Annotated in this window: 16 protein-coding genes and 5 pseudogenes; 8 read left to right on the top strand and 13 right to left on the bottom strand. The window is 69.5% G+C overall.

Going from position 1 to position 19,968, the window contains the following annotated elements; all coding sequences use genetic code 11:
* Nucleotides 1-365: 365 nt before the first annotated feature.
* Nucleotides 366-1,184, top strand: a pseudogene (locus OHA58_RS01870) (cellulose binding domain-containing protein); the annotation flags it as partial.
* 332 nt (nt 1,185-1,516) lie between these two features.
* Here the strand turns inward: OHA58_RS01870 and OHA58_RS01865 are convergent.
* Nucleotides 1,517-2,089, bottom strand: a complete 573-nt coding sequence (locus tag OHA58_RS01865; protein ID WP_405475625.1) for an ArsR/SmtB family transcription factor — start codon at nt 2,087-2,089, stop codon at nt 1,517-1,519.
* 92 nt (nt 2,090-2,181) lie between these two features.
* Between OHA58_RS01865 and OHA58_RS01860 the strand changes: the two genes are divergently transcribed.
* The gene (locus OHA58_RS01860) at nt 2,182-2,901 is read left to right on the top strand and encodes a hypothetical protein (protein WP_405484692.1); all 720 of its coding nucleotides are present in this window, start codon (nt 2,182-2,184) and stop codon (nt 2,899-2,901) included.
* Nucleotides 2,902-3,083: 182 nt separating this feature from the next.
* Here the strand turns inward: OHA58_RS01860 and OHA58_RS01855 are convergent, their stop codons facing one another.
* Nucleotides 3,084-4,106, bottom strand: coding sequence for an NADP-dependent oxidoreductase (locus tag OHA58_RS01855; RefSeq protein WP_405475622.1), 1,023 nt, complete (start codon nt 4,104-4,106; stop codon nt 3,084-3,086).
* Between the two features lie 80 nt (nt 4,107-4,186).
* Between OHA58_RS01855 and OHA58_RS01850 the strand changes: the two genes are divergently transcribed.
* The 3 genes and pseudogenes from OHA58_RS01850 to OHA58_RS01840 all read left to right on the top strand — a co-directional run bounded on the left by OHA58_RS01850 (nt 4,187) and on the right by OHA58_RS01840 (nt 6,860).
* Nucleotides 4,187-5,077 carry a LysR family transcriptional regulator gene (locus tag OHA58_RS01850; protein WP_405475619.1) on the top strand — a complete coding sequence of 297 codons (891 nt, stop codon included), beginning with the start codon at nt 4,187-4,189 and terminating at the stop codon, nt 5,075-5,077.
* Nucleotides 5,078-5,165: 88 nt separating this feature from the next.
* Nucleotides 5,166-5,728 (top strand): annotated as a pseudogene (locus OHA58_RS01845) (hypothetical protein); the annotation flags it as partial.
* A 142-nt stretch (nt 5,729-5,870) separates the two neighbouring features.
* Entirely contained in the window at nt 5,871-6,860 is a 990-nt protein-coding gene (locus tag OHA58_RS01840; protein WP_405475616.1) for a hypothetical protein, read from the top strand.
* 289 nt (nt 6,861-7,149) lie between these two features.
* Here OHA58_RS01840 and OHA58_RS01835 read toward each other — a convergent pair whose 3' ends face one another.
* The 10 genes and pseudogenes from OHA58_RS01835 to OHA58_RS01790 all read right to left on the bottom strand — a co-directional run bounded on the left by OHA58_RS01835 (nt 7,150) and on the right by OHA58_RS01790 (nt 16,411).
* Nucleotides 7,150-7,563 (bottom strand): VOC family protein, encoded by a 414-nt coding sequence (locus tag OHA58_RS01835; protein ID WP_405475613.1) that lies wholly within the window; start codon nt 7,561-7,563, stop codon nt 7,150-7,152.
* Nucleotides 7,560-8,144 carry a dihydrofolate reductase family protein gene (locus OHA58_RS01830; RefSeq protein ID WP_405484690.1) on the bottom strand — a complete coding sequence of 195 codons (585 nt, stop codon included), beginning with the start codon at nt 8,142-8,144 and terminating at the stop codon, nt 7,560-7,562. Before OHA58_RS01830 ends, OHA58_RS01835 begins: the two co-directional genes overlap by 4 nt.
* A 98-nt stretch (nt 8,145-8,242) precedes the next feature.
* Nucleotides 8,243-9,136 (bottom strand): annotated as a pseudogene (locus OHA58_RS01825) (IS256 family transposase); the annotation flags it as partial.
* 156 nt (nt 9,137-9,292) lie between these two features.
* A complete protein-coding gene (locus OHA58_RS01820; RefSeq protein ID WP_405475610.1) occupies nt 9,293-13,471 on the bottom strand; it encodes a caspase family protein in 4,179 nt (1,392 codons plus the stop codon).
* Nucleotides 13,468-14,367 carry an antibiotic ABC transporter ATP-binding protein gene (locus tag OHA58_RS01815; RefSeq protein ID WP_405475607.1) on the bottom strand — a complete coding sequence of 300 codons (900 nt, stop codon included), beginning with the start codon at nt 14,365-14,367 and terminating at the stop codon, nt 13,468-13,470. The genes OHA58_RS01820 and OHA58_RS01815 overlap by 4 nt, the downstream gene beginning before the upstream one ends.
* Nucleotides 14,368-14,582: 215 nt before the next feature.
* Nucleotides 14,583-14,840, bottom strand: coding sequence for a hypothetical protein (locus tag OHA58_RS01810; RefSeq protein ID WP_405485415.1), 258 nt, complete (start codon nt 14,838-14,840; stop codon nt 14,583-14,585).
* Nucleotides 14,726-15,190: a transposase gene (locus OHA58_RS01805; protein WP_405475604.1), complete on the bottom strand. Its 465-nt coding sequence runs from the start codon at nt 15,188-15,190 to the stop codon at nt 14,726-14,728. The genes OHA58_RS01810 and OHA58_RS01805 overlap by 115 nt, the downstream gene beginning before the upstream one ends.
* Nucleotides 15,191-15,238: 48 nt before the next feature.
* Nucleotides 15,239-15,352, bottom strand: a pseudogene (locus OHA58_RS01800) (phosphate transport system regulatory protein PhoU); the annotation flags it as partial.
* A 31-nt stretch (nt 15,353-15,383) separates the two neighbouring features.
* On the bottom strand, nt 15,384-15,734 hold the full coding sequence (locus tag OHA58_RS01795) for a hypothetical protein (RefSeq protein WP_405475601.1): 351 nt from the start codon (nt 15,732-15,734) through the stop codon (nt 15,384-15,386).
* Between the two features lie 53 nt (nt 15,735-15,787).
* Nucleotides 15,788-16,411: a LysE family translocator gene (locus OHA58_RS01790; RefSeq protein ID WP_405475598.1), complete on the bottom strand. Its 624-nt coding sequence runs from the start codon at nt 16,409-16,411 to the stop codon at nt 15,788-15,790.
* A 363-nt stretch (nt 16,412-16,774) separates the two neighbouring features.
* Between OHA58_RS01790 and OHA58_RS01785 the strand changes: the two genes are divergently transcribed.
* Together OHA58_RS01785 and OHA58_RS01780 are read left to right on the top strand one after the other, a co-directional pair.
* Nucleotides 16,775-18,232: an NF041680 family putative transposase gene (locus OHA58_RS01785; protein WP_405475595.1), complete on the top strand. Its 1,458-nt coding sequence runs from the start codon at nt 16,775-16,777 to the stop codon at nt 18,230-18,232.
* A 222-nt stretch (nt 18,233-18,454) separates the two neighbouring features.
* Nucleotides 18,455-18,871: a nuclear transport factor 2 family protein gene (locus OHA58_RS01780; protein ID WP_405475592.1), complete on the top strand. Its 417-nt coding sequence runs from the start codon at nt 18,455-18,457 to the stop codon at nt 18,869-18,871.
* On the opposite strand, the pseudogene OHA58_RS01775 reads toward OHA58_RS01780, so the two are convergent.
* A pseudogene (locus OHA58_RS01775) lies at nt 18,810-19,354 on the bottom strand (transposase); the annotation flags it as partial. The gene OHA58_RS01780 and the pseudogene OHA58_RS01775 overlap by 62 nt on opposite strands.
* A gap of 385 nt (nt 19,355-19,739) precedes the next feature.
* Between OHA58_RS01775 and OHA58_RS01770 the strand changes: the two are divergent.
* Nucleotides 19,740-19,898: a hypothetical protein gene (locus OHA58_RS01770; protein WP_405475589.1), complete on the top strand. Its 159-nt coding sequence runs from the start codon at nt 19,740-19,742 to the stop codon at nt 19,896-19,898.
* Nucleotides 19,899-19,968: the final 70 nt, after the last annotated feature.

Here is a 19,968-nt window from a genome sequence, read left to right as displayed (position 1 = left end):
AGCAGATACCGGTAACCACCTGACAGTTCGGAACTGTCCGCTCATGCGAGATACACCACGGTCCGGGACCAAAGTCCCGGACCGTGGTGTTGACTGGCGCCCTACCTGAGCACGTGTCGATCTTTGAGCAGATGGGTGTGGCGTTCCTCGCGGTCGCCACCGTGGGGTGGGTGGGTGGTCGGTCTCGTCCGGCTGGTCCGCCATGTGGGCTGGGGCACCGAGCGGCCCGCGCCTCGCTGCCGGGTCAGGGCGGACCGCCCGCCCTGGAGGCCGTGCCGCTGACACCGGACGAGCGGGACGCATTCGCGGGCCCGGTAAGGCAGTTCAGCCGCCGTTAGTCGCCGGCCGTCAGCGGCCAGCTGCTGGTCGCCGGCCGGTTCTCCGCCCAGTTCCAGGAGCTGGTGCGCAACGCGTACCCGCCTCTCGGTGGCAGCAGCGGCGGCGACACCCAGGCACCCTCCGTGCCGACCGGCCTGACAGTCACCGGGAAGACGAGTGGCAGTGTCTCGCTGTCCTGGTCGGCCTCGACCGACAACACCGGCGTGACCGCCTACGACGTGTACCGCGCAGGTGTGCAGGTGGGCTCCTCGGCGACGACCACCTTCACGGACACGGGGCTCACCGCCTCGACCGCGTACAGCTACACGGTCAAGGCCCGGGACGCGGCGGGGAACGTCTCGGCGGCGTCCGCGGCGATCTCGGCAACCACGTCCGCGGGTGGCGGAACCGGCACCGGCACTCTCAAGGTCCAGTACAAGAACAATGACTCGTCGGCCACCGACAACCAGATCCGGATGGGCGTGCAACTGGTCAACACCGGGACCACCACGGTGAACCTGTCCACCGTGAAGGTGCGCTACTGGTTCACCCCCGAAGCCGGCGCGAGCACCTTCGGCACCGCTTGCGACTACGCAGTGCTGGGTTGCGGCAATGTGACCCACGGCGTGACGGCCTCCGGCAGTTCGGCCGCCGGCGCCAGCCACTACCTGGAGGTCGGCTTCGGCAGCGGCAGCCTCGCGGCAGGAGCCTCCACCGGTGAGATCCAGCTGCGCCTGAACAAGACCGACTGGTCGAACTTCAACGAGGCCGACGACTACAGCCGCGGCACCAACACGGCTTATGCCGACGCGGCGATGCTCGGGGTCTACGTGGACGGCACCCTCGCCTGGGGCACCGCTCCCTGACCTGTCCGGCACCCTTTTCCCACCGATTCCACCGCTCCCGTTGCCGCGCCCGCCGAGGCGGCGGGCGCGGCCGGGAGTGTCTTGTATGTTCATGTAAGCCGTGGTGCTGACGCTTCTGCTGTGTCGTGTGGTGGGTGCTACTGGTTGTCGGTGACGCGGTCGCCTGGACGCTACGGCTGCAGAGCGAGCGCCTGCGGTCGATTCAACAAGTCGGACACTCCCGCAGGGGACGAAGGCGGGTGCGCCGGGTCGAGCGCGTTGAGCACCACGGCCAGGGGGCCGGTCGATGTGTCCGGTCAGATCGATGGGACAGTTCGTCGGTCGGCTGCCGGTCAGTCAGCGGGCAGACCGAACCAGCGGAGGAGTACGGGTCGTGCGTCGTCGGGGGCATCCTCGGGGCCGCGGGCATAGCGCGCGAGCAAGGCCAGATAGTCGTCATGGAACGCGTCCAGCTCACTCTTCGTGAGGTGGATGAGGCTGCGTGAACCCCGCATCCAGCCTTCGGACTCCGCCTGTCCGGCGGTGAACTGCCGGGCGAGCTCGACGTCCTCCTCCATCCTCATCCGGTCCAGCTCGGCCGACATGGCGCGCTCGGCCTCCGTCAGCTCACCCTGCGGCGGTCGGCGGATGTCGAGGCCGCGCACCCCGCGCCACCAGCGCTCACGCCCGGTGGAGCGCTCGGGGATGTCCTCGATGAGGCCGCTGCGCTCCAGCATGCGCAGGTGGTAGCTGAGCGTCCCGGTGTTCTCGCCGAGGGCGGCGGCCAGCGTGGTCGAGGTGGCCGGGCCCGCCGCGCCGAGGTGGCGCAGGATGCGCAGGCGCAGGGGATGCGAGAGGGCCTTGAGCACCTCTGGGCTGTCGACCGTGCGCCGCCCTGCGCCTTCCGCTCTCTGCTCTTTCGTCATGGCGGCAGTCTATCCAGAGCGCAGCGATTTCTCTGCAGAACTTCCTCTGCAGAGGAAGTTCTGCAATGCTGGGGCGTATGACGCCGAACCGAGTGACCTTGAATCGCACAGTCCGCCGCTTCACAAGTGCTGCTGCGGGGGCACTACTTGCCGGACTCGCCCTGGGCGCCGCACCCGCGCATGGAGCTGAACGGGCCGCGGACCTGCCCGAGTTCGACTTCTCCGCCTGCCCGACCGTCGACGAGCTGCCCGCGGGTGCAGACCCCGGGACCTGGCGCTGCGAGGTCATGCACGCCACGGGGTATCTGCGCATGGGCGCCTTCGACGAGCCGCTCACCGAACCTATGAAGATCACCTTTGCGGAAGGCCGTGTGGACGGTGAATTCCGCCAGGTCTTCGGGGAGATGACCGCTGCGCCAATCCAGGTGGGAGGCACCCCGTTGGCCCTGACTCCGCAGTACGGCGGCTACTCGGACTTCCTGTCCGACGACACCCGGCGCGGCGAGTTCGACATCAAGTTCGCCATAGGCTCGGCGCACGGGCTGCTGGCCCTGCCGTCGTCGGGCTGCTCGGTGGGCAGCGATGAGAACGCGGTCCACCTGGTGCTCAAGGACACCGATCCCACCCGGGTGATATCCAAGGACCCCCTGGTCGTCGCCTTCGGTGCCCAGGACACGGAGTTCGCCGCCCCGGGCACTAGTGGCTGCGGCCCCCTGAGCCACGCGCTCGACCGGGCCCTGGGCCTGCCGTCCGCGGCGGGGGCGAACGCCTTCGACATGGATGTCACGGTGGCCATCCGGCCCTATGCGTAGGCCGGTTCGGTTGAGTAATTGTCAATACCTGCACGGCGGCCTTCGGCGACGCCTATGCCGCCGCCCGCGCGCCCGTCATCACTGTCCGCCCAGCATGTGAGCCCCGCATCGGCGAGGGCTTCAGTGATCCTCATGGTGCTGGTCACTCTCTACGAACTCAGCCCTCTGTCGTCGCCCCGCCCCTACTCGCCTGCGCGGACAAGCATTTTCCCCGTGTTCTCCCCCCGCAGTGTTCCCAGGAACGCTGTCACGATGTTCTCGAATCCCTCCACCACCGTCTCCTGGGGCACCAGCGCGCCGGAGCGGATGTGTGGGACCGCGAAATCCTCCAGAAGTGGCTGCGCGTCGCGGTGGTCGCGGACGAGGACACCTTCCAGCCGGAGGGACTTGCCGACCACGTCGAAGAGGTTGCGCGGGGCGGGCGGGGGAGAGGTGAGGGAGTTGTACTGGGCGACCGCGCCGACCCAGGCGATGCGGCCGAAGTCGCGCAGCGAGCCGATGGCAGCCTCCAGGTGGTCACCGCCGACGTTCTCCACCGCTGCGTCGACGCCGTCGGGGGCCGCGCCGGCGAGCAGGTCGGAGACCGGGCCGTCGTGGTAGTCGAAGGCCGCGTCGAAGCCGAGTTCCTCCACCAGCCGCTTGACCTTCGTCGCCGATCCCGCGCTGCCGACGATCCGCCCCGCTCCCAGGAGCCGTGCGAACTGGCCCGTCGCCGTGCCCACGCCACCGGCCGCGGCGGAGACGAAGAGGTCCTCGCCCGGCTGGAGTCGCAGGATGCGGGTCAGCGCCACGTATGCCGTCAGGCCGGTGCCGCCGAGGACGGAGAGGTGCGCGGTGAGAGGCACCCCGTCGTAACGCGGGAGTATCCGAACCTCCGAGGCCGGCAGCAGCGCGTGGGTCCGCCAGCCCTTGCGGTGCAGGACGAGGTCCCCTGGGGCGAGGGACGGGTCGGCGGAGGAGAGGACGCGGCCGATGGTGCGGCCTTCGAGGGGTGAGTTCAGGTTCCACAAGGCCGAGCCATCGGGAAGGCCTGCCACGTCCATCAGCTCGCGCATGTACGGGTCGACGGAGAACAGGACGTTCTCCAGGAGTATCTGACCGGGCGCCGGTGCTGTCAGTACCTCCTGCGTGAAGGTGAAGTCGGACGCGGACGGGAAACCGGAGGGGCGTGCAATCTGGTGCACGACCTGTGCTGTGATCGTCATGACCACGACGCTACGGAGGAATCCCAGGCCCGGGCAGACCGCTTCGTCGATGGTTCCCTTGCTGAACATGAAAGGCGCTCATGGCTGAACTCACCCCTCCCGAGCTGCGCGTACTCCTGGCCGTGGGCGACGAGGGCGGTTTCACCGCCGCCGCGACGGCGCTGGGGATGACGCAGTCCGCTGTCTCTCACGCCGTTCGGGGGATGGAACGCAAGCTCGGCGTGGTCCTCTTCGAACGGGGCCGTAGGGGCGCCACGCCCACCCCGGCCGGCGAGCGCGCCGTCGGCCATGCCCGCCGGATCCTGCGGCTGTACGAGGTGATGGCCGCCGAGGTCCGCGGCGGCGGCGCCGAGGACACTCTCACCGGCCCGCTGCGTGTCGCCGTCTTCCGCAGCGCGGCGCTGCACCTACTGCCGCAAGCCTTGGAACGGCTGGCCCGGCGCCATCCCGGTCTCAGCCCAGAAGTCCGGGTAGTTCGGGATGTGGGACGCGGGACCAGTGGCGAGGTGGCCGACGGGCGCGCGGACCTGGCGATCGCGACACTCGGCGGGTCGACACCGCTGCCGCATGGACTGATCACGGGAGACCTCGTGGCGGAGTCGTACGCCTTCGTCCATCCGGCCGGTCACCCGGACCCGCGCGGCCTGCCGTTCATTGACTGGGAGGAGAACTGCTCCTCCTACACCGCCGACTGGTGGTCCAGCCAGGACTGGCTGCCGCGCGCCACGATCACCGCCGAGGACGACGGAACGGTGCTGGCGCTGGTCTCTCAGGGACGGGGGATGGCCGTCATGCCCGAGCTCTCGCTGCGCGACGCACCGCCGACAGTCGAGATCGCCGACCTCGGCCCCGGCCGCCCGACCCGGCGTATCGGCTACGCCACGACGCCGGAGCTGGCCCGTACGGCGGGAGTCCGAGCGCTGATAAGGGAACTGAGGGCAGGACGCGCAGTTGGCACCCCTGGTGAATGACCTCCACGTGAGACGGAGGGCAACGCGTGCGAATCCGCGCTGGAATGAGGTGAGTTCCCGCCTGCTGTCAAAGACGGGGGCTCACCTACCCCGAGCGGCCCCGGTTCACCCGGCGGCGCCCGGCGGCCCCCGACCTGTTCGCGCTGGACCAGCTGGCGACCGACGCAGCCGCCCGCGCCCACGCACTGCTCAGCACCGGCCGCGATCCGGTGGCGGAGCTGACGCTGTGGCAGGACGCGGACAACTCGCCGCCGCCCGCCCCGGTTCCGGCCTCACCGTCGGCTCCCGCTCGCTCTACGCCTCGCTCGCCTCCGCCGCCGAACGCACCCCCGCCGAACTGGCCCGCGCAGTCGCGGCCTGGCGGCAGGGCGGCATCGAAGGGCTCGCCGTTCTCGAGGAGCCCTGGGCCCCCCGGCCGGACGCTTCGACCGCGCCCGCCCGCTCCTCCTCGCCGCCGACCTGTCGACCTTCCGCCCTTGGCGCAACCACCTCACCCACCCCCGCGGCCATGTCCAACTCCGCCTGGGCCGGGGCGGGTTGTGGTATGCGTACGAGTCGGAACCGGGCCACGACGACTGGTCGCTCCGCGGCACCCCCGACCTCGATCCGGTCGGCGCCCTGACCGGCCTCGGCGCTTCGCCGGAGCGCTGACGGGTATGCACGTATGTGGCGCGACGGGCAAGGCGGCGCGACCGGCAACGAGCGCGGCCTCTGTCACTCGATGTGCTACTACACTGCGCCGTGGCACCACAGGACACACACAGCAACTGGCCGAGAGCGAACGGGGAGAGGCATGGCTACGGGGGGATGGGGGCCGGGAAACGGCCCGGGTCAGCCTGGCGGCAACGGACCGGGAGGCCAGGGCGGCTGGGGCGCTCCCTACGGACCACCGCAGGGCGGCCCGTACGGTCCGCCACCACCGAATCCGGGCCCGTACCCGATCCCGAACCAGCCTCCGCACCCGAACCCGTACCCGTACCCCTACGGTCCCCAGCCCACGAGGCCCGCCGCCCGGCGCCGCCGCGGCTGCCTGTCGTTCGGCGCTCCCTTCGGGCTCATCGGCGCGATCCTGCGCTCCGCGCACCGCGTGGCCACCAGGCTCTTCGCGCAGGAGCGCGACGGCCGGATCGTGGACCGCACCGTGGACCGCGTCCAGCTGGCCCGCACGGTGCTCGGTGCCGCCGCCACCATCGCCCTGATCCTCGCCTACAACGTGGATCCGAACCGCTGGGAGGACGCGGCGTACGGGGGTGCCGCCCAACTCATCCTCGCCCCGTTCGTGCTGATCATCGCCGCGCCCCTGGTCATCATCGGATTCATCTACTACGCGCCCCCGCACCTGCGGCCACATCTGCGCTCCCGGCTGCGCGCTCCGCTCAAGGCGGTCGGCTGGTACGTGCTGACGTTGGTCGTGATGGGCGGAATCCTCGTCCCGACGGGCCTGACCGTCAACGCCGACGACGGGAAAAGCTGGTGGGAGTACGTACTGGCCGTCGCCTCGCTGATCGTGATCGTGTGGGGTTTTCCCTTCTTCTTCATGGCGTCGCTGTACTCGGCCCGCAGTACCTTCAACAGCGGCCAGGTCCACCCGATGCTGCCGCCCGTCCTCACCCTGACGCTGGTGTGGGTGTTCGCGGTCTTGAACATGACCGAAGGCATGCCGGGAGGCCCGCCCATCGTCCAGATCGGCTCCACGCTGGGCGGGCCACTGTCGGTGACCGCCGTCTCGCTGTGGGAACTGCGGCGGATGAGAACCCGTTTCGGCGTCACCCTGCGCGCCTGATCCGGCGTCGGCGGGCCCCGCTCCCAGGGAAGAGCGGACCCTCGGCGAAGGGGTGTGAGGGTTCGCCGATGATCCGCGGGAGTCAGGTGTAAGGGCGCAGGGCCCTGCATCCGGAAGGCCGGAATGGGCGGTTGGCGTGGGTGCGTCGATGGTGTTCGTGACTCGCCGGTGACAGAAGAGCGTTGCAGAAACCCGGCTGGCCTGACTGACGCGACTAGGCCCCGCCCATTGTGGATGCGCGTTTGGCCCGGCTCGTGGAGTGTCATGCCTCGCAGCTGCTCGAGCTGCCTCAGGCGAAGTCTGCTGCGGTGATGCCGTCGGGATGTCCGGACGGCCACTCCACCAACTCGATCCGGTAACCGTCCGGGTCCGTGAGCCACGATGTCTTCGGGCCGTGAGGGCCGCCCGGGTACTGGAGGGGTTCGGGCCTCAGGCCGGCTTCGGTCAGCGTCTCCAGGGTCGTGGCGAGCGTTTCCACCTGGATCGCGAGGTGGTCGAAACCGCTGCCTACGTCGACCGGTTTCTCGCCGGGGCGGTGGACCAGTTCGAGCGAGGCCGCCGCTTCGTCGGGGAACTTGAGGATCACGAGGCGAGCCCCGTCGCCGCCCTCGACCCTGCCCAGTTCGGCGTAGCCCAAGGTGGTGTAGAAACCGAGCGAGCGGTCCAGGTCGGTGACGCGGTAGGAGACGAAGAGCGTCTTCACGCGGCCGCCTCGGGTCGATGCACCCGGTAGCGGAGGTGCGTAACGTCTCGATCTTCGAGCCGCCGGACGAGGTCGAGTTCGATGTGATCGCTACCCAGGTGGTCGAACAGCCGCCGGCCCTCCCCGAGGAGGACCGGAACCAGGTGGATCTCCATCTCGTCCACCTGCCCGGCTCGGAGAAGTGCTTGGGCCGTCCCCGCCCCATGGACCATGACCGGCCGGTCCCCTGCGGCTGCGCGAGCCTGGCGGGCGCAGTCCTCGACATCGGTGACGAAACGCGCGTGGCCGGGTGGCACGTCCCCGTCATCCACCTGGTGGGTGAGGACGAAGATCGGTACGCCGTCGTGGTGGTCGCCCTGCCAGCGCCCGGCGAGTTCGAAGGTCCGACGGCCGGAGATCACCGCGCCGGTCGCCAGCGCTTCGCGGTAGACCTGGCCGCTCGGACCGTCGGGCTCCCGGTCGTCGAGCCAGTTGAAGAGCCGCCCACCGTCGCGTCCGAGCTCCTGCCCTGGCCGATCGTCCGGGCCGGCGATATAGCCGTCGAGCGACATCGACATGTACAGCCGAATCGGATTGTTCATCCTGGCCTCCATCTCTCCTCCATGACCGAGATCCGGCGTTTCCTGATCCGCCGACGGGGCGGGAGTGGCACAAGGAAGACTTCAGGCAACCGGCAAACTCATCGGCCCGACGTGCCGGCTTGCTGCCGGGCCTCTGGGGGGGCAGGAGTCATGGCCCGTGGATCAATTGCGGTCGTTGAGGCCGCGTGGCTCTCGGAGCGTTCGACGAGGTGGCCGCGCTCGAAGCGGGCTCCGGCACGGACCACGGTGACGAGGTGGGGTGCGTTCGCGGCCCGCCACCGCTGCCGGGCGGACTCGACGAGCTTGAAGACCATGGCCAGGGTGGCGGCCGCGCTGCCAGCGCCCGGGTTGACCTTGGTCCGCAGCCGGGCAGTGGCGAAAGTCGACTCAATCGGGTTCGTGGTGCGCAAGTGGATCCAGTGCTCGGCGGGGAAGTCGTAGAAGGCCGGCAGCTCGTCCACGTCGTCGGTGGTCTGCTTGACGGCCTTGGGGAACTTCCCGCCGTAGGCCTTGGCGAACGCGGCCACAGCCCTTTGTGCATGGTCGCGGTCCTCGGCGTTGTTATCTCCTGCAGGGCCTTCTTCGCGCCGGGCTGGGCGGATTTCGGCAGGGCGTTCGTAACGTTGGCGATTTTATGAACCCAGCACCTTTGATGGCGGGTTTCGGGGAACACCTCGGCCAGGGCCTTCCAGAAGCAGTGTGCCGTCGCCGACCGCAAGGACGAGAGCGCGCAGGCTGCGGCGAGCGGAGTCGCGCAGGAGATCCGCCCATGAATCGGCGGATTCGCGGTAGCCGTCGCTCATGGCGATCAGCTCCTTGGTGCCGTCGGCGCGCACGCCCATCAGGACCAGTACGCACGACTTCGTCTCGCGCAGGCGGATGCGGTCGACCCAGACGTAGACGTAGTCGGCCCGCCCGCATCCAAGCCCCGCCACGAACTCCTGTTGGAACAAAGTCGTCCAAGGAGTGAAGACCTTGCCAGAACGTCCTGCCCGTGTCGTACGTGAAGATCACGGCCGCGTTGCGACCGTCCGCGGGCTGTGCAGGGCATCGAGTGGCGGCGGCATACAGGTGGCACGTCGAACACATGGCGGCTGGTTGGGCGGCTCCGGCCAGCGCCTGTTTCGACCGGGCCTGTTGAGACACCGTTATGGAGTGCGGGTGCGCTGGAGCGTGACGACTTCGTGGGCCATGGCCAGGACGATGACATCGCCGTGCGCCGAGACGGTTTGCGCCGGCAGGGGGAGCGCGAGCGCCGCCACCACGCGGGTCGTGAGCAGGTCCCATACCCGCACCGAACCGTCCTCGCTGGTGGTGATGGCATGAGGGCGTTGGTCGATCTCCGTCACCGCCACCGCCTTCACCTCGTCGGTGTGGCCGGTGAGGACGGCACGTTCCGTGCCGGAGACCAGATCCCACAACCGCACCGTCCGGTCCTTGCCCGTGGTGACGGCGAGGGGAAGGCCGTGGAGCTGTGTCACCGCCACCGCGTTCACGCGACCGAGGTGGCCGGTAAGGGCAGGGCGTTCGGTGTGGGAAGACACATCCCACACCCGCACCGTCTCGCCGTCGGCGAAGAGGGCGTAGGGACGGTGGCCGATCTCCGCCACCGCGACCGAACCCACCCAACCCGATTGACTGCTGAGGGTGGCGCGTTCGGTGCCTGAAGCCAGATCCCACACCCGCACCGTCCCGTCATGGACGGCGGTGACGGCGTGGGGACGGTTGTCGATCTCCGTCACCACCAGCGCGGTCGCCAAGTCGCCGCGGTCGGTGAGGGCGGCCCGTTCCGTGCCGGTGGCCAGGTCCCACACCTGCACCATCTCGTCGCCGCCGATGAGCACGTTGGGACGGTTGTCGGTCTCCGTCACCACCAATGCGCTCACCCAGCCGCCGTGGTCGGTGAGGGCGGCCCGTTCCGTGCCGGTGGCCAGTTCGCGCACCCGCACCGTCCCGCCGTCGCCGCTGAGGACGTAGGGGGTGTCGTAGATCTCCGCCGTCGCCAGCGCGCTCACCCAACGGGTGTGGTTGCTGAGTGCGTCATGTTCGGTGCCTGAGGCCAGATCCCACACCCGCACCGTCTCGTCATCGCTGGAGGTGACGGCGTGGGGGCGGTTGTCGAGCACGGTCACCGCCACCGCCGTCACACGGTCTGTGTGGCCGGTGAGGACAGTACGTTCAGAGCCGGAGGCCAGATCCCATACCCGGACCGTCCTGTCCTCGCTTGCGGTGACAGCGTGGGGGCGGTTGTCGATCTCCACCACCGCCACCGCGTTCACGCCGGCGAAGTGGCCGATGAGGACGGCGCGTTCGGAGCCAGAGACCAGATCCCACACGCGTACCGTCCCGTCGCCACCGGCGGTGAGAGCGTGCGGACGGTTGTCGATCTCCGTCACCACTACCGCGTTCACGCCGTGGATGTGGCCGGTGAGGGCAATGCGTTCAAAGCCGGAGACCAGATCCCACACCCGCACCGTCCCGTCATCCTGACCGACGAGAGCGTGAGGACGGTCGTCGAGCTCGACCATCGCCACTGCTGTCACCCTGCCGGTGTGACCGGAGAGGAAAGCACGTTCGGTGTCGGAGGCCAGGTCACGCACCCGCACCGTCCCGTCCCTGCTGGCCGTGAGGACGTGGGAACGGCCCCCGACCTTCGACACCGCCAGCGCATCGACCCACTCGGTGTGGCCGGTGAACGCGGCGTGTTCGGAACCGGAGACCAGATCCCACACCCGCACCGTCCCGTCGCCGTGGGTGGTGAGGAAATGCGGACGGTTGTCGATCTCGGACTCCGCCACCGCGATCACGCTGCCGGTGTGACCGGCGAGGACGGCACGTTCGGTGCCGGAGGCCACATCCCACACGCGCACCGTCCCGTCCTCGCCGGCGGTGACGGCGTGGGGGCGGGTGTCGATCTCCACCACTGCTACAGCGCCGACCCTGCCTGTGTGGCCGGTGAGAGTGGCCCGGTGCGCAGGGTGAACAAGGCTGCCCGTAGCCCAGCGTGGTGCCCATGGGCGGGTCCGAGCGAGCTTGGCGGCGAGCTGAGGGTACTCGTAGCGGGCCGCATCGATCGCCAGGATGTCGCGGCGGGCGTCCGCGGGGAGCGGGGCGTGAGCGGCGGCCGAGGCGCGGTAGATGTCGGCGACGATGCGGTGCGCCGGGGCAGTCACTGTGTCCAGGGCGCGCAGCAACGGGGCAGGGGCGGCGTGGACGAGGTACTCGGGGTCGAACAGCAACCCGACCAGGACGCCACCCGCCGCCGCATGCGTAGCCGCGTGGTGGCGGATGTACGGGTGGGCCAGGTGCCAGTCGTTCACGCCGGTGGCAGGGTCTTTGTGGACCAGGGCGGTGAGGGTGTGGGCGATGGTGGCGTGGTCGTCGTGTTCGTGGCCGGTGCGGCGCAGGTGTTCGGCCAGGGTCTCGTGGAAGAGGCGGTAGGCGGATCCCTCGGGGGTGGGGGTCTCGATGATGTAGGCGCCTGCGTGCCGGTGGAGCCAGTCGAGGTCGGCCTGGGAGCAGGGCAGGCCGGACAGGGCCTCGGCGAGGGGGGCCCAGAGGGTGGACCAGGGCAGGCCGGCGCCCTGGGCGTAGGCGAGGGGGCGCAGGAGGCGTTCGGCCTTGGGGCGGTCGGGGCCGAAGCGGTCGAGGTAGGTGGCGAAGGCTTCCTTCGCGTCGCTGGGGAGGTGCTGGTGCCAGTCGGGGCGGCCGGTGTCGACGGTGATCTGGCCGTGGACGAGGGCGCGTGCCGTCATGCGGGCGACGAGGTAGGAGAAGCGGGCTCGTTCGGCGATGCCGTCGGCGATCGTGGCGGCGAGGGCGGGGTCGTGGCGGTAGGGGGAGCGGCTGTCGGGGTCCTGGGCGTCTTCGAGGACGCCGCGGGCGTACGCGGTGATGTCGGCGCGGGTGATGTGTTCCGGCGCGTCGAGGTCGAGGACGTGTACGGCGTGGCCGAGGGCGGGGATCTGGGGGCGACGGGTGCCGACGACGAGCCGTACCGAGGGGAGGGTGGAGAGGGGCTGGAGGAGTTCGCCGGCGATGCGTCGGCTCTCTCGGGTGTCGCCCGCGGTTCCGGCCTCGTCGAGGGAGTCCACCACGACGGCGACGGGTGTGGTGCGGGCGGACAGTGCGGTCAGCACGGTGTCGCGGTCGGCGGGGGAGGGCAGGTGCAGGGCTGCGGCGAGGTCGGTCACCAGGTCGGCCAGGGAGGCCCGGCGGGCGTGCAGGGCGATCACGGAGGGATATGCCGGCAGTGGCAGCTGTTCGCCGCCGGAGGCACCCGGGACCGCCCGCGTCCTCGGAGTGTCGGGGTCGGTCAGGGTCAGGAGGCGTCCCAGTAGTGCCGACTTGCCCGAGCCGGGGTCGCCGGTGACGACGCGGGCCTTGCGGTCGTGGTCCGCGTCCGGGGCGGTGAGGAACGCGGTGAGGTCGGCCAGGGCGCGGGCGCGGCCGGTGAAGTAGTCGCCGCGTTCCCCGGCGTGTTCGAGCCCGCGGCTACGGGGATCGAAGTGCCCGGCGTGGCGGCGGCGCAGCAGGGCGAGGCCGACCAGGTCGATGCCGTCGGCGGGCAGTCCGGGCAGGTAGAGGGGGCTGGGGAAGAAGGGGTCCTGGCCGTCGGTCTCGGTGGTGGTCAACCGGGCCTGCTGGCTGGGGCGGTGGGCCCTGAAGTGGTTGTTGACGCGTTCGGTGACCTCGCGCACGCTCACGTACTGCTGGGTGGCGCCGTGGCGGGGGTGGGCGAAGACGTCGGCGAGGGCGTCGACGAACACGTTCTCCCGCGCCCGGTCCCTGGCGCGGGCGGCCGCCAGGTGCCAGCGGTTGGCCCGCCCGCGGTGGAGGTCCGCCAGGTCGGCGGCGAGCCGGCTGATGTCCGCTGTGCCGGCCCCGGCATAGCAGGTGTCGAGCATGACCAGCAGATGCCCGACCGGGCTCTTCACCAGCGGCCGGGCCAGGTCCTCCGCGGCCAGTGCCCGGGTCCAGCGGCCGGGCCTGGTGTCGCTGCACAGCAGGTAGTGGCGGTCCTCCTCGTGGACGCCGTGTCCGGCGAAGTACACCACCACCACGTCGTCCGAACCCAGGGCCGTTTCCAGGGTCCAGTCCTCGATGCCCTCGGCGAGCGCGTCCCGGGTCGGATCGGCGGCCAGATCGGTGAGGACGGGTGTGTATCCCATCGGCTCGAGCAGTTCCCGTACGCGGCGCACGTCCGCCGGGACGCCGGGCAGGCCGTCGATGCCCGACTCCCGGAACGTGCCGACACCGGCCGCGATCAGGAACCGGCGCCCCGCCACGGCGAGTTCGGCGTCTTCTGCGGCTGCGGGGGGTGTCATGCGTGCGGCGCCCGGAGGCCGGCGGCGACGGCGGTCCCGGTCTTGGGGGCGGTCAGATAGCGCTCGAAGTCGTGCATCCGCACCCCGTTGGTGATCGTCCGGTCGGCCACGCCGTCGCCGGGTCCGGACGCGAACCGCGGGGCCAGCTCGCCCACCAGCGCGACGATGTCACCCGGATCGGCGACGTTCGTCCACCGCGCCACCCCGCCGGGCCACGCCCCACGGCCCTCCACCGGCAGCGGGCTCAGCCTCCGGTGGATCACCGGCAGACCCAGCGGAGAGCCCACCGTCACCAGATCGGTCACCGGCCAGTCGGGGTTCTCGCACAGCGCCTCGTACGCTACGACCGAACCCAGCGAATGTGCCACCACCACCCGTGTGTCCGCACCGATCTCGGCCGCGACCGCCGCGCGGGCGGCCTGCCACACCGGCGGCTCGTCCAGATACCGGCGCACCTGCTTCAGCTCACCGATCAGTATCCGCTCCGACACCGGCCGGAAGAACCGGGCCTCCGTCAGAGCGTTCAGCCGCTCACGCACCCACCGGGAGAGCAGCAGCCGGGACGCGGCGTACCCGGCCGGCCCTCGCGTCCCCTCCTCGTCGGCAGGCGGCACCGCGTCGTCGATCTCCTCCGCCCGGCGGCACCACGCGTCGAGGAGTTCGGCCTCCAGGCCGTCCTCCACATCGCGCTCGTTCCACGCCGGGAGGCCGTCCGACCGCGTCCCTGGCTCGACGAAGCAGTTCCCGTAGAACGCGCACGCCACGGCCTCCGGCTGCAGTGCCTTCCCCGTGGCCAGCTTCACCCCGTCACGGAGCGCGGCGCCCAGACGCAACGACAACAGCTCCGGCCCCTCGAACTGCTGAGCCACTCCGTGCACCAGCACCACCTGCGCCACAACAGCCCTTCCCCGAGTCCCTGCCCAACTACTCCTTCAGAGTAGGGGGCACGACCGCACCGTTCGCCGGTTGATCGCGAATCCGACTGCGAACAGCCTTCAAAAGACGTCCTGCGTAACGGCGTACGGACTGATCGCGACGCTCGCCCTGACTGCCCCCGACCGGACGAACAGGGCGAGCGTGGCGGTGTGTCGGGCCTCGGCTCGGCCCCCGGTCAGAACCCCATCGGGCGGGGGTGGGGCTCAGCGGTGGGGTCGGTCGACCATACGAGGCGGAGTTCGACGCTCTCCGCTCCGGCGAGGGTCTGGATCAGGCGTGCCGCCCGGCCGTTCCAGTAGACGAACGTCTGGTTGTCCGTCAGACGGAAGCACGGGGCGTCGGAGGGGATCCGGTTCGGGACGAACACGGCGCGCCAGATCTCACCGGCCTCGTCCGGCGCCGACGACGCCTCGTGGTCGAGGCAGTCGGCCACGACATCGGGGAGGTGTGTTGGTGGGCCCGACAGACCGTGGAGTCGACGTTCACGTTCCAGGTGATCAGGCCCCTGGTGTCGGCCTGCGCTTGGAGTTGGGCGACGATCCGGGCCCAGGTGCCATTCCGCTGCCAGCGCCGGAACAAGTCGTACACCCGGTCCCACGGGCCGTACCGTTCGGGCACATCCCGCCACGGGGTGCCCGTCCGCGTCCGTGACCGTATGCCGTCTATCAGCTGCCGCCGGGGCCAAGCCGGAGGCCGCCCAGGCTTCTTGCCTTGTGGCAGCAACGGCTCGAGCTCGGCCCACTGGCGGTTTGTCAGATCACCACGCTCCACGGGCGTGATCATCTGCCACCAAGATCGATGTTCACAGACCCCAGCGCGTCCCTGCCTCGCAAGGACGCGCTGGGCTACCGACACGGCATAGTCGGCGAGCCGCTCGTAGTAGCGGCCGACCCAAGTGACGTCGACGGCCGACTCGACGCCGTGCTTCCAACGGCCGCCGCGCAGAGCCGCTTCCGCGCTCGTGTCCCAACCATCTCTACTGCACTACATCGGCGGTCCCGTCGAAGGCCAGGCCGCGCAGTGCGAGCTGCTGCGTCTCGAAACGACCCTCGGTGGTGGCCTCCACGTCAAATGAATGAGCCACTGTCGCTGGGTAACCGATCAGCTCAAGCGCCCGGCTGGGCAGCGGCTGCTGCGCTGCCTCCCTGGATTCCCACAGCAGGACGGCGCCCCACCTGTTTGCGTCGGCATCGGAGACCCACATCTTCAAGCGGAGCCCGGGCACTTCGGAGAACGCGGAAACGGACTCCTCACGCAGGTAGGTGCGCCTGGACTCGATGGTCCGACCGGAAGCGGACAGGTCCCACCGGACGATGACAGCGTGCACAGCGGTTGTCTCTTCCTTGGAGCGAGCGGACGCGGACGGGTGGCTTTGACTGACTACGGCTCGACCGCCAGTCGCAGCCCCAGGCCGACGAGGACGGCACCGGAGATCTGCTCCATCCGGCGTCGAACCGACTGCCGCTGGAACGCACTGCGCACCCGCCCGGCCAGCCAGACCAGTGGCAGGTACCACATCAGGTCCACCACCGCCCAGATCACCGAGAAGGCGACCAGCGTCGGCAGCACCGAGGCTCCCTGCGGCACGAACTGCGGCAGGAAAGACACGGCGAACACGCCCGCTTTGGGATTGGCGAAGTTGGTGACCAATCCCTGCCAGTACGCCCGCCGATGCCCCACCGCTGCCGTCTCCACCGGTTCCTCACCCGGCCCGCCGACCCGCCGCGCCTGCCATAGCGCGCGGGCCCCCATCCACACCAGTACCGTGGCGCCGAAGATCCGCATCGCTTCATAGGCGATCTGCGAGGCCAGCAGCAGGGCGGAGAGCCCGAACGCCGCCGCGAGACCCCACAGCAGCACCCCGCACTCATTGCCCAGGACCGTGGCCATACCGGTTCTACGGCCATTCATCACCGCTCGGCGCAGGATCACAGCCGTACTCGGCCCGGGGACCATCGCAATCAGAAAAGCCGCACCGACGAACGGAACGATAGAAGCCAACATCGGGTCAGCATGCCGAGTGTTCGAGTGCCTCACAAGGCCCTTGTCGGCCTGACGGATCGCGGGAACCGGAGGGCAGGCGTGGCCGACGCTCGGCACGGACGGAGCCGACACCTTCCTGCTCGGACAGCCCACGGACCCGCAAGTTCGCCGCCGGCTACGAGGCCGTGCTGATCGCTGCGATCAACGAGTGGCTGTAACCAGCACTTTCGCAACAGGCCCTATAACTTGATCTTTAACGTGCGGCGTCGAATGGTCCGTCGAACTTGATCACTCGGTTTGGTATCTGCCGGACATGAAGGCGGCCTTCGTCTGAACATGCGCTCCGACCAAGGAACACACACATTCAGCACGAAGGCCGTGAGGATGAGTCTGCTGCATCACGACGCCCGGCGAGAGTCGCTCGCACAACTGTCATGCTTCCGGGGCGAGTTCTATGCCTGCCTGACCTCCCGTTCGGACGTGTTGTTCGAGCTGGCTGATGCTGTTCTGTGCGGCGACGGGCCGGTGAGGTCGCTGGCCGAACTGTCGTTGGTGGGTGAACACCGCCGCGGCCATGGAGGGCTCTACGCAGCCATGGCCCGTGGACGCATCGATGACGGCCAGCTGCGGCGGGCACTGGCAGAGGTGCCACTGCCGCGGTCTGCCGACGGCCGGCTGGTCCTGGCGATCGATGTCACCTGCTGGCTGCGGCCCGACGCCCACACCTCACCCGAGCGGATTTTGTGTCACACCTATGGCCGGGGCAAGGACCAGCACATCCCGGTCCCCGGCTGGCCCTACTCGATCGTCTGCGCGCTCGAGCCGGGCCGTAGCTCATGGACGGCGCCGCTGGACGCGCTGCGTCTGAAGCCTGGCGACGACACCGCAACCGTCACCGCCCGGCAACTGCGCGATCTGCTGCAGCGACTCATCGCAGCAGGGCAGTGGCAGGCGGGCGACCCCGACATCCTCATCGTCGCGGACGCCGGATACGACGCGCCCCGCCTCGGCTTCCTCCTGGGTGACCTGCCGGTCCAGGTGCTGGCCAGGATGCGATCCGACCGCGTCCTGCGCAGAGCGGTCCCACTACGGCTGCCACACACTCAGGGCCGACCGCCCCGGCACGGCGGCGAGTTCGTCTTCGGACAGCCCAACACCTGGAGCCTCCCGGACACCGAAACCATCACCGACACCCGCCTCTACGGCACTGCCAGGGCCCGGTCCTGGAACCGGCTGCACCCCAAGCTGACCCACCGTTCTTCCTGGGCAGCCGCAGACGGCACCCTCCCGATCGTGGAAGGAACGGTGATCCGCCTGGACATCGGCCATCTGCCCAGCGGAGCAACACCCAAGCCGGTCTGGCTGTGGTGGTCAGACACCGATGCCACCCCGGACGACGCCGACCGCCTCTGGCAGGCATATCTCCGGCGCTTCGACATCGAGCACACCTTCCGCCTGTTCAAACAGACCCTCGGCTGGACCTCCCCAAAGCTCCGCACCCCCGAGGCAGCCGACCGATGGACCTGGCTGATCCTCGCTGCCTACACCCAACTGCGGCTCGCCCGCCCACTCGCAGCCGACCGGCGCCGTCCCTGGGAGAAACCCACCCCGCCGGACAGACTCACCCCCGCCCGAGTCCGCCGCGACTTCCGGCACATCCGCCCGCAATCGGCCTGTCCAGCCCAAGCACCGAAACCTTCGCGCCCTGGCCCCGGACGGCCGCCGGGCCAAAAGAACACACGACCCACACCCCGCCACGACGTGCATACACCCCGCAAAACAGCGGCAGCGAAAAAGAGAACGACGAAGTCAACCACCCCACGACCACGCCGCACAGGTTAAAGATCAAGCTATAAGGGCTGTCCCGAAACCATGCTTCGGCTGACGGTGACAGGGCGCAGGTGGACAAGTCGGTGGCAGGCTGACCGTCGGTAAGAGACGATCCCGACGTGCACGGCCCTGTTCTTACCGGACGCTCCCGAACGCGTTGAGCGGTGTGGTGCCGTGCTGTCGACGGATCGATGCTCGGCCTGGCCTTTCGACGCCGGACCGGAGAGGACGCGTGTGGCGCTCGCTCTTGAAGATCGCTTGGCCATCACCGAACTGGTCTCGTTGCACGGTCACCTCGTTGACGACGGAAGCCTTGACCGGTTGGAGGAGTTGTTCACCTCCGATGTGGTCTACGACCTCACCGACTTCGGCCAGGCGCCGTTGTCCGGGGTGGCGGCCATCCGAGAAGCGGCCTGGGCGCTGGGAGCCGCCAACCCCGTCGCGCATCACGTCACCAACGTCGTCGTAATGGCGTCGGCAGACGGCCGGGTGCAGGTCCGATCCAAAGGTCTGGGCATCAGGGCGGACGGCTCTTGCGGTTCCGTCTCCTACGACGACATCGTGGCGCGCACCGCTGACGGCTGGCGGATCAGCCATCGCAAGGTGTCGCCGCGCCGTACTCCCTTGGGCGGGATGACAAAGCCAGGCTGACCAAGCACGTCTCGCCTGCTGCGTGGTGGACAACGTCGCCTTTGAGGCGGCGGTCGCGGCGGATCTTCCAGGTCTTCATGCGGGCGAAGACGTGCTCGACACGGGCTCGGACTTTGCGGTGGGAGGCGTTGTGCTCCTCCTTCCAAGTGGGAAGTTCGTCCTGGCCGCGCTCGCGGCGGTGCGGGATGACCGGGCCTGTGCCCCGGTATCCATCGTCGGCGATGACAACGGCCTTCCCGACAGCGGCCTTGGCTCCGGACAGTTCCCATGCCTTGCAGTCGTTCCGGTTGCCGGGCAGGGGCCGGCCAACGGCGACGACGAGTCGGGTGTCGGTGTCGATGACGACCTGGTGGTTGGTGGAGTACCGATAGTTCTTCGACTGCTCGGCGACCGTGTGCTCGCGGTGGGGACCACGGGGCCGTCCACGATCGGCACGGTCTCCTTGCAGAACCGCTTGCGCTGGTTGGCGAGGAACATGCCCAGCGCCACTGGCACGCCCTCGGACACTGCACCGATCGCGCCTCGCCCAGCCTCTTCCACGGCAACCTGAGCGCCGCACGCCGCTTCCACGCCCGTGAAGGGCACCTGAACGTACCCAGGCAGCACAGCGAGTTGGTGCCCAGCATCCACTTGTCATCCTGGGTGCGGCGTACCGGCCGCTCGTCCTCCCCGGCCTCTTCGATCCCGAACACGCTCTCCAGCAGCCACTGCTGCGCCACCCCGAGCTTGTCCCACTCTGAGTTCCCCTCCGACCTGGACCGACCATCCCGGCCCCGGCATCCACGAACCGGCACTGCCCGGTTCTGCCGACACGATCCCGCCCGCTCTGGAGAACACCCGTCTCACGGGTCACCGCCGACATCTGGCAGTGGCTCGCCCCGACAGCCGGCCCGGCCTCGAAGGCCAGCGCGCACCCGGCCGCGTCCACGTCGTCCAGCACAGCACCGCCCACCAGACTCAGGTGCTACTCATGACCGACGCTGAAGCCGCCGACTGGATCGCCGCCACGGCGGCCGAAGAGAACTGACTTCGAGCCAGGCACACACCACACGCCTTGGGGAGTCAGCCATGACATCCCCGGGGCCGGCCTGACTCGT

This window comes from Streptomyces sp. NBC_00009, assembly GCF_045040855.1.
GTDB lineage: Bacteria > Actinomycetota > Actinomycetes > Streptomycetales > Streptomycetaceae > Streptomyces > Streptomyces aureus.
This window is presented reverse-complemented; position numbering and strand designations above follow the sequence as displayed.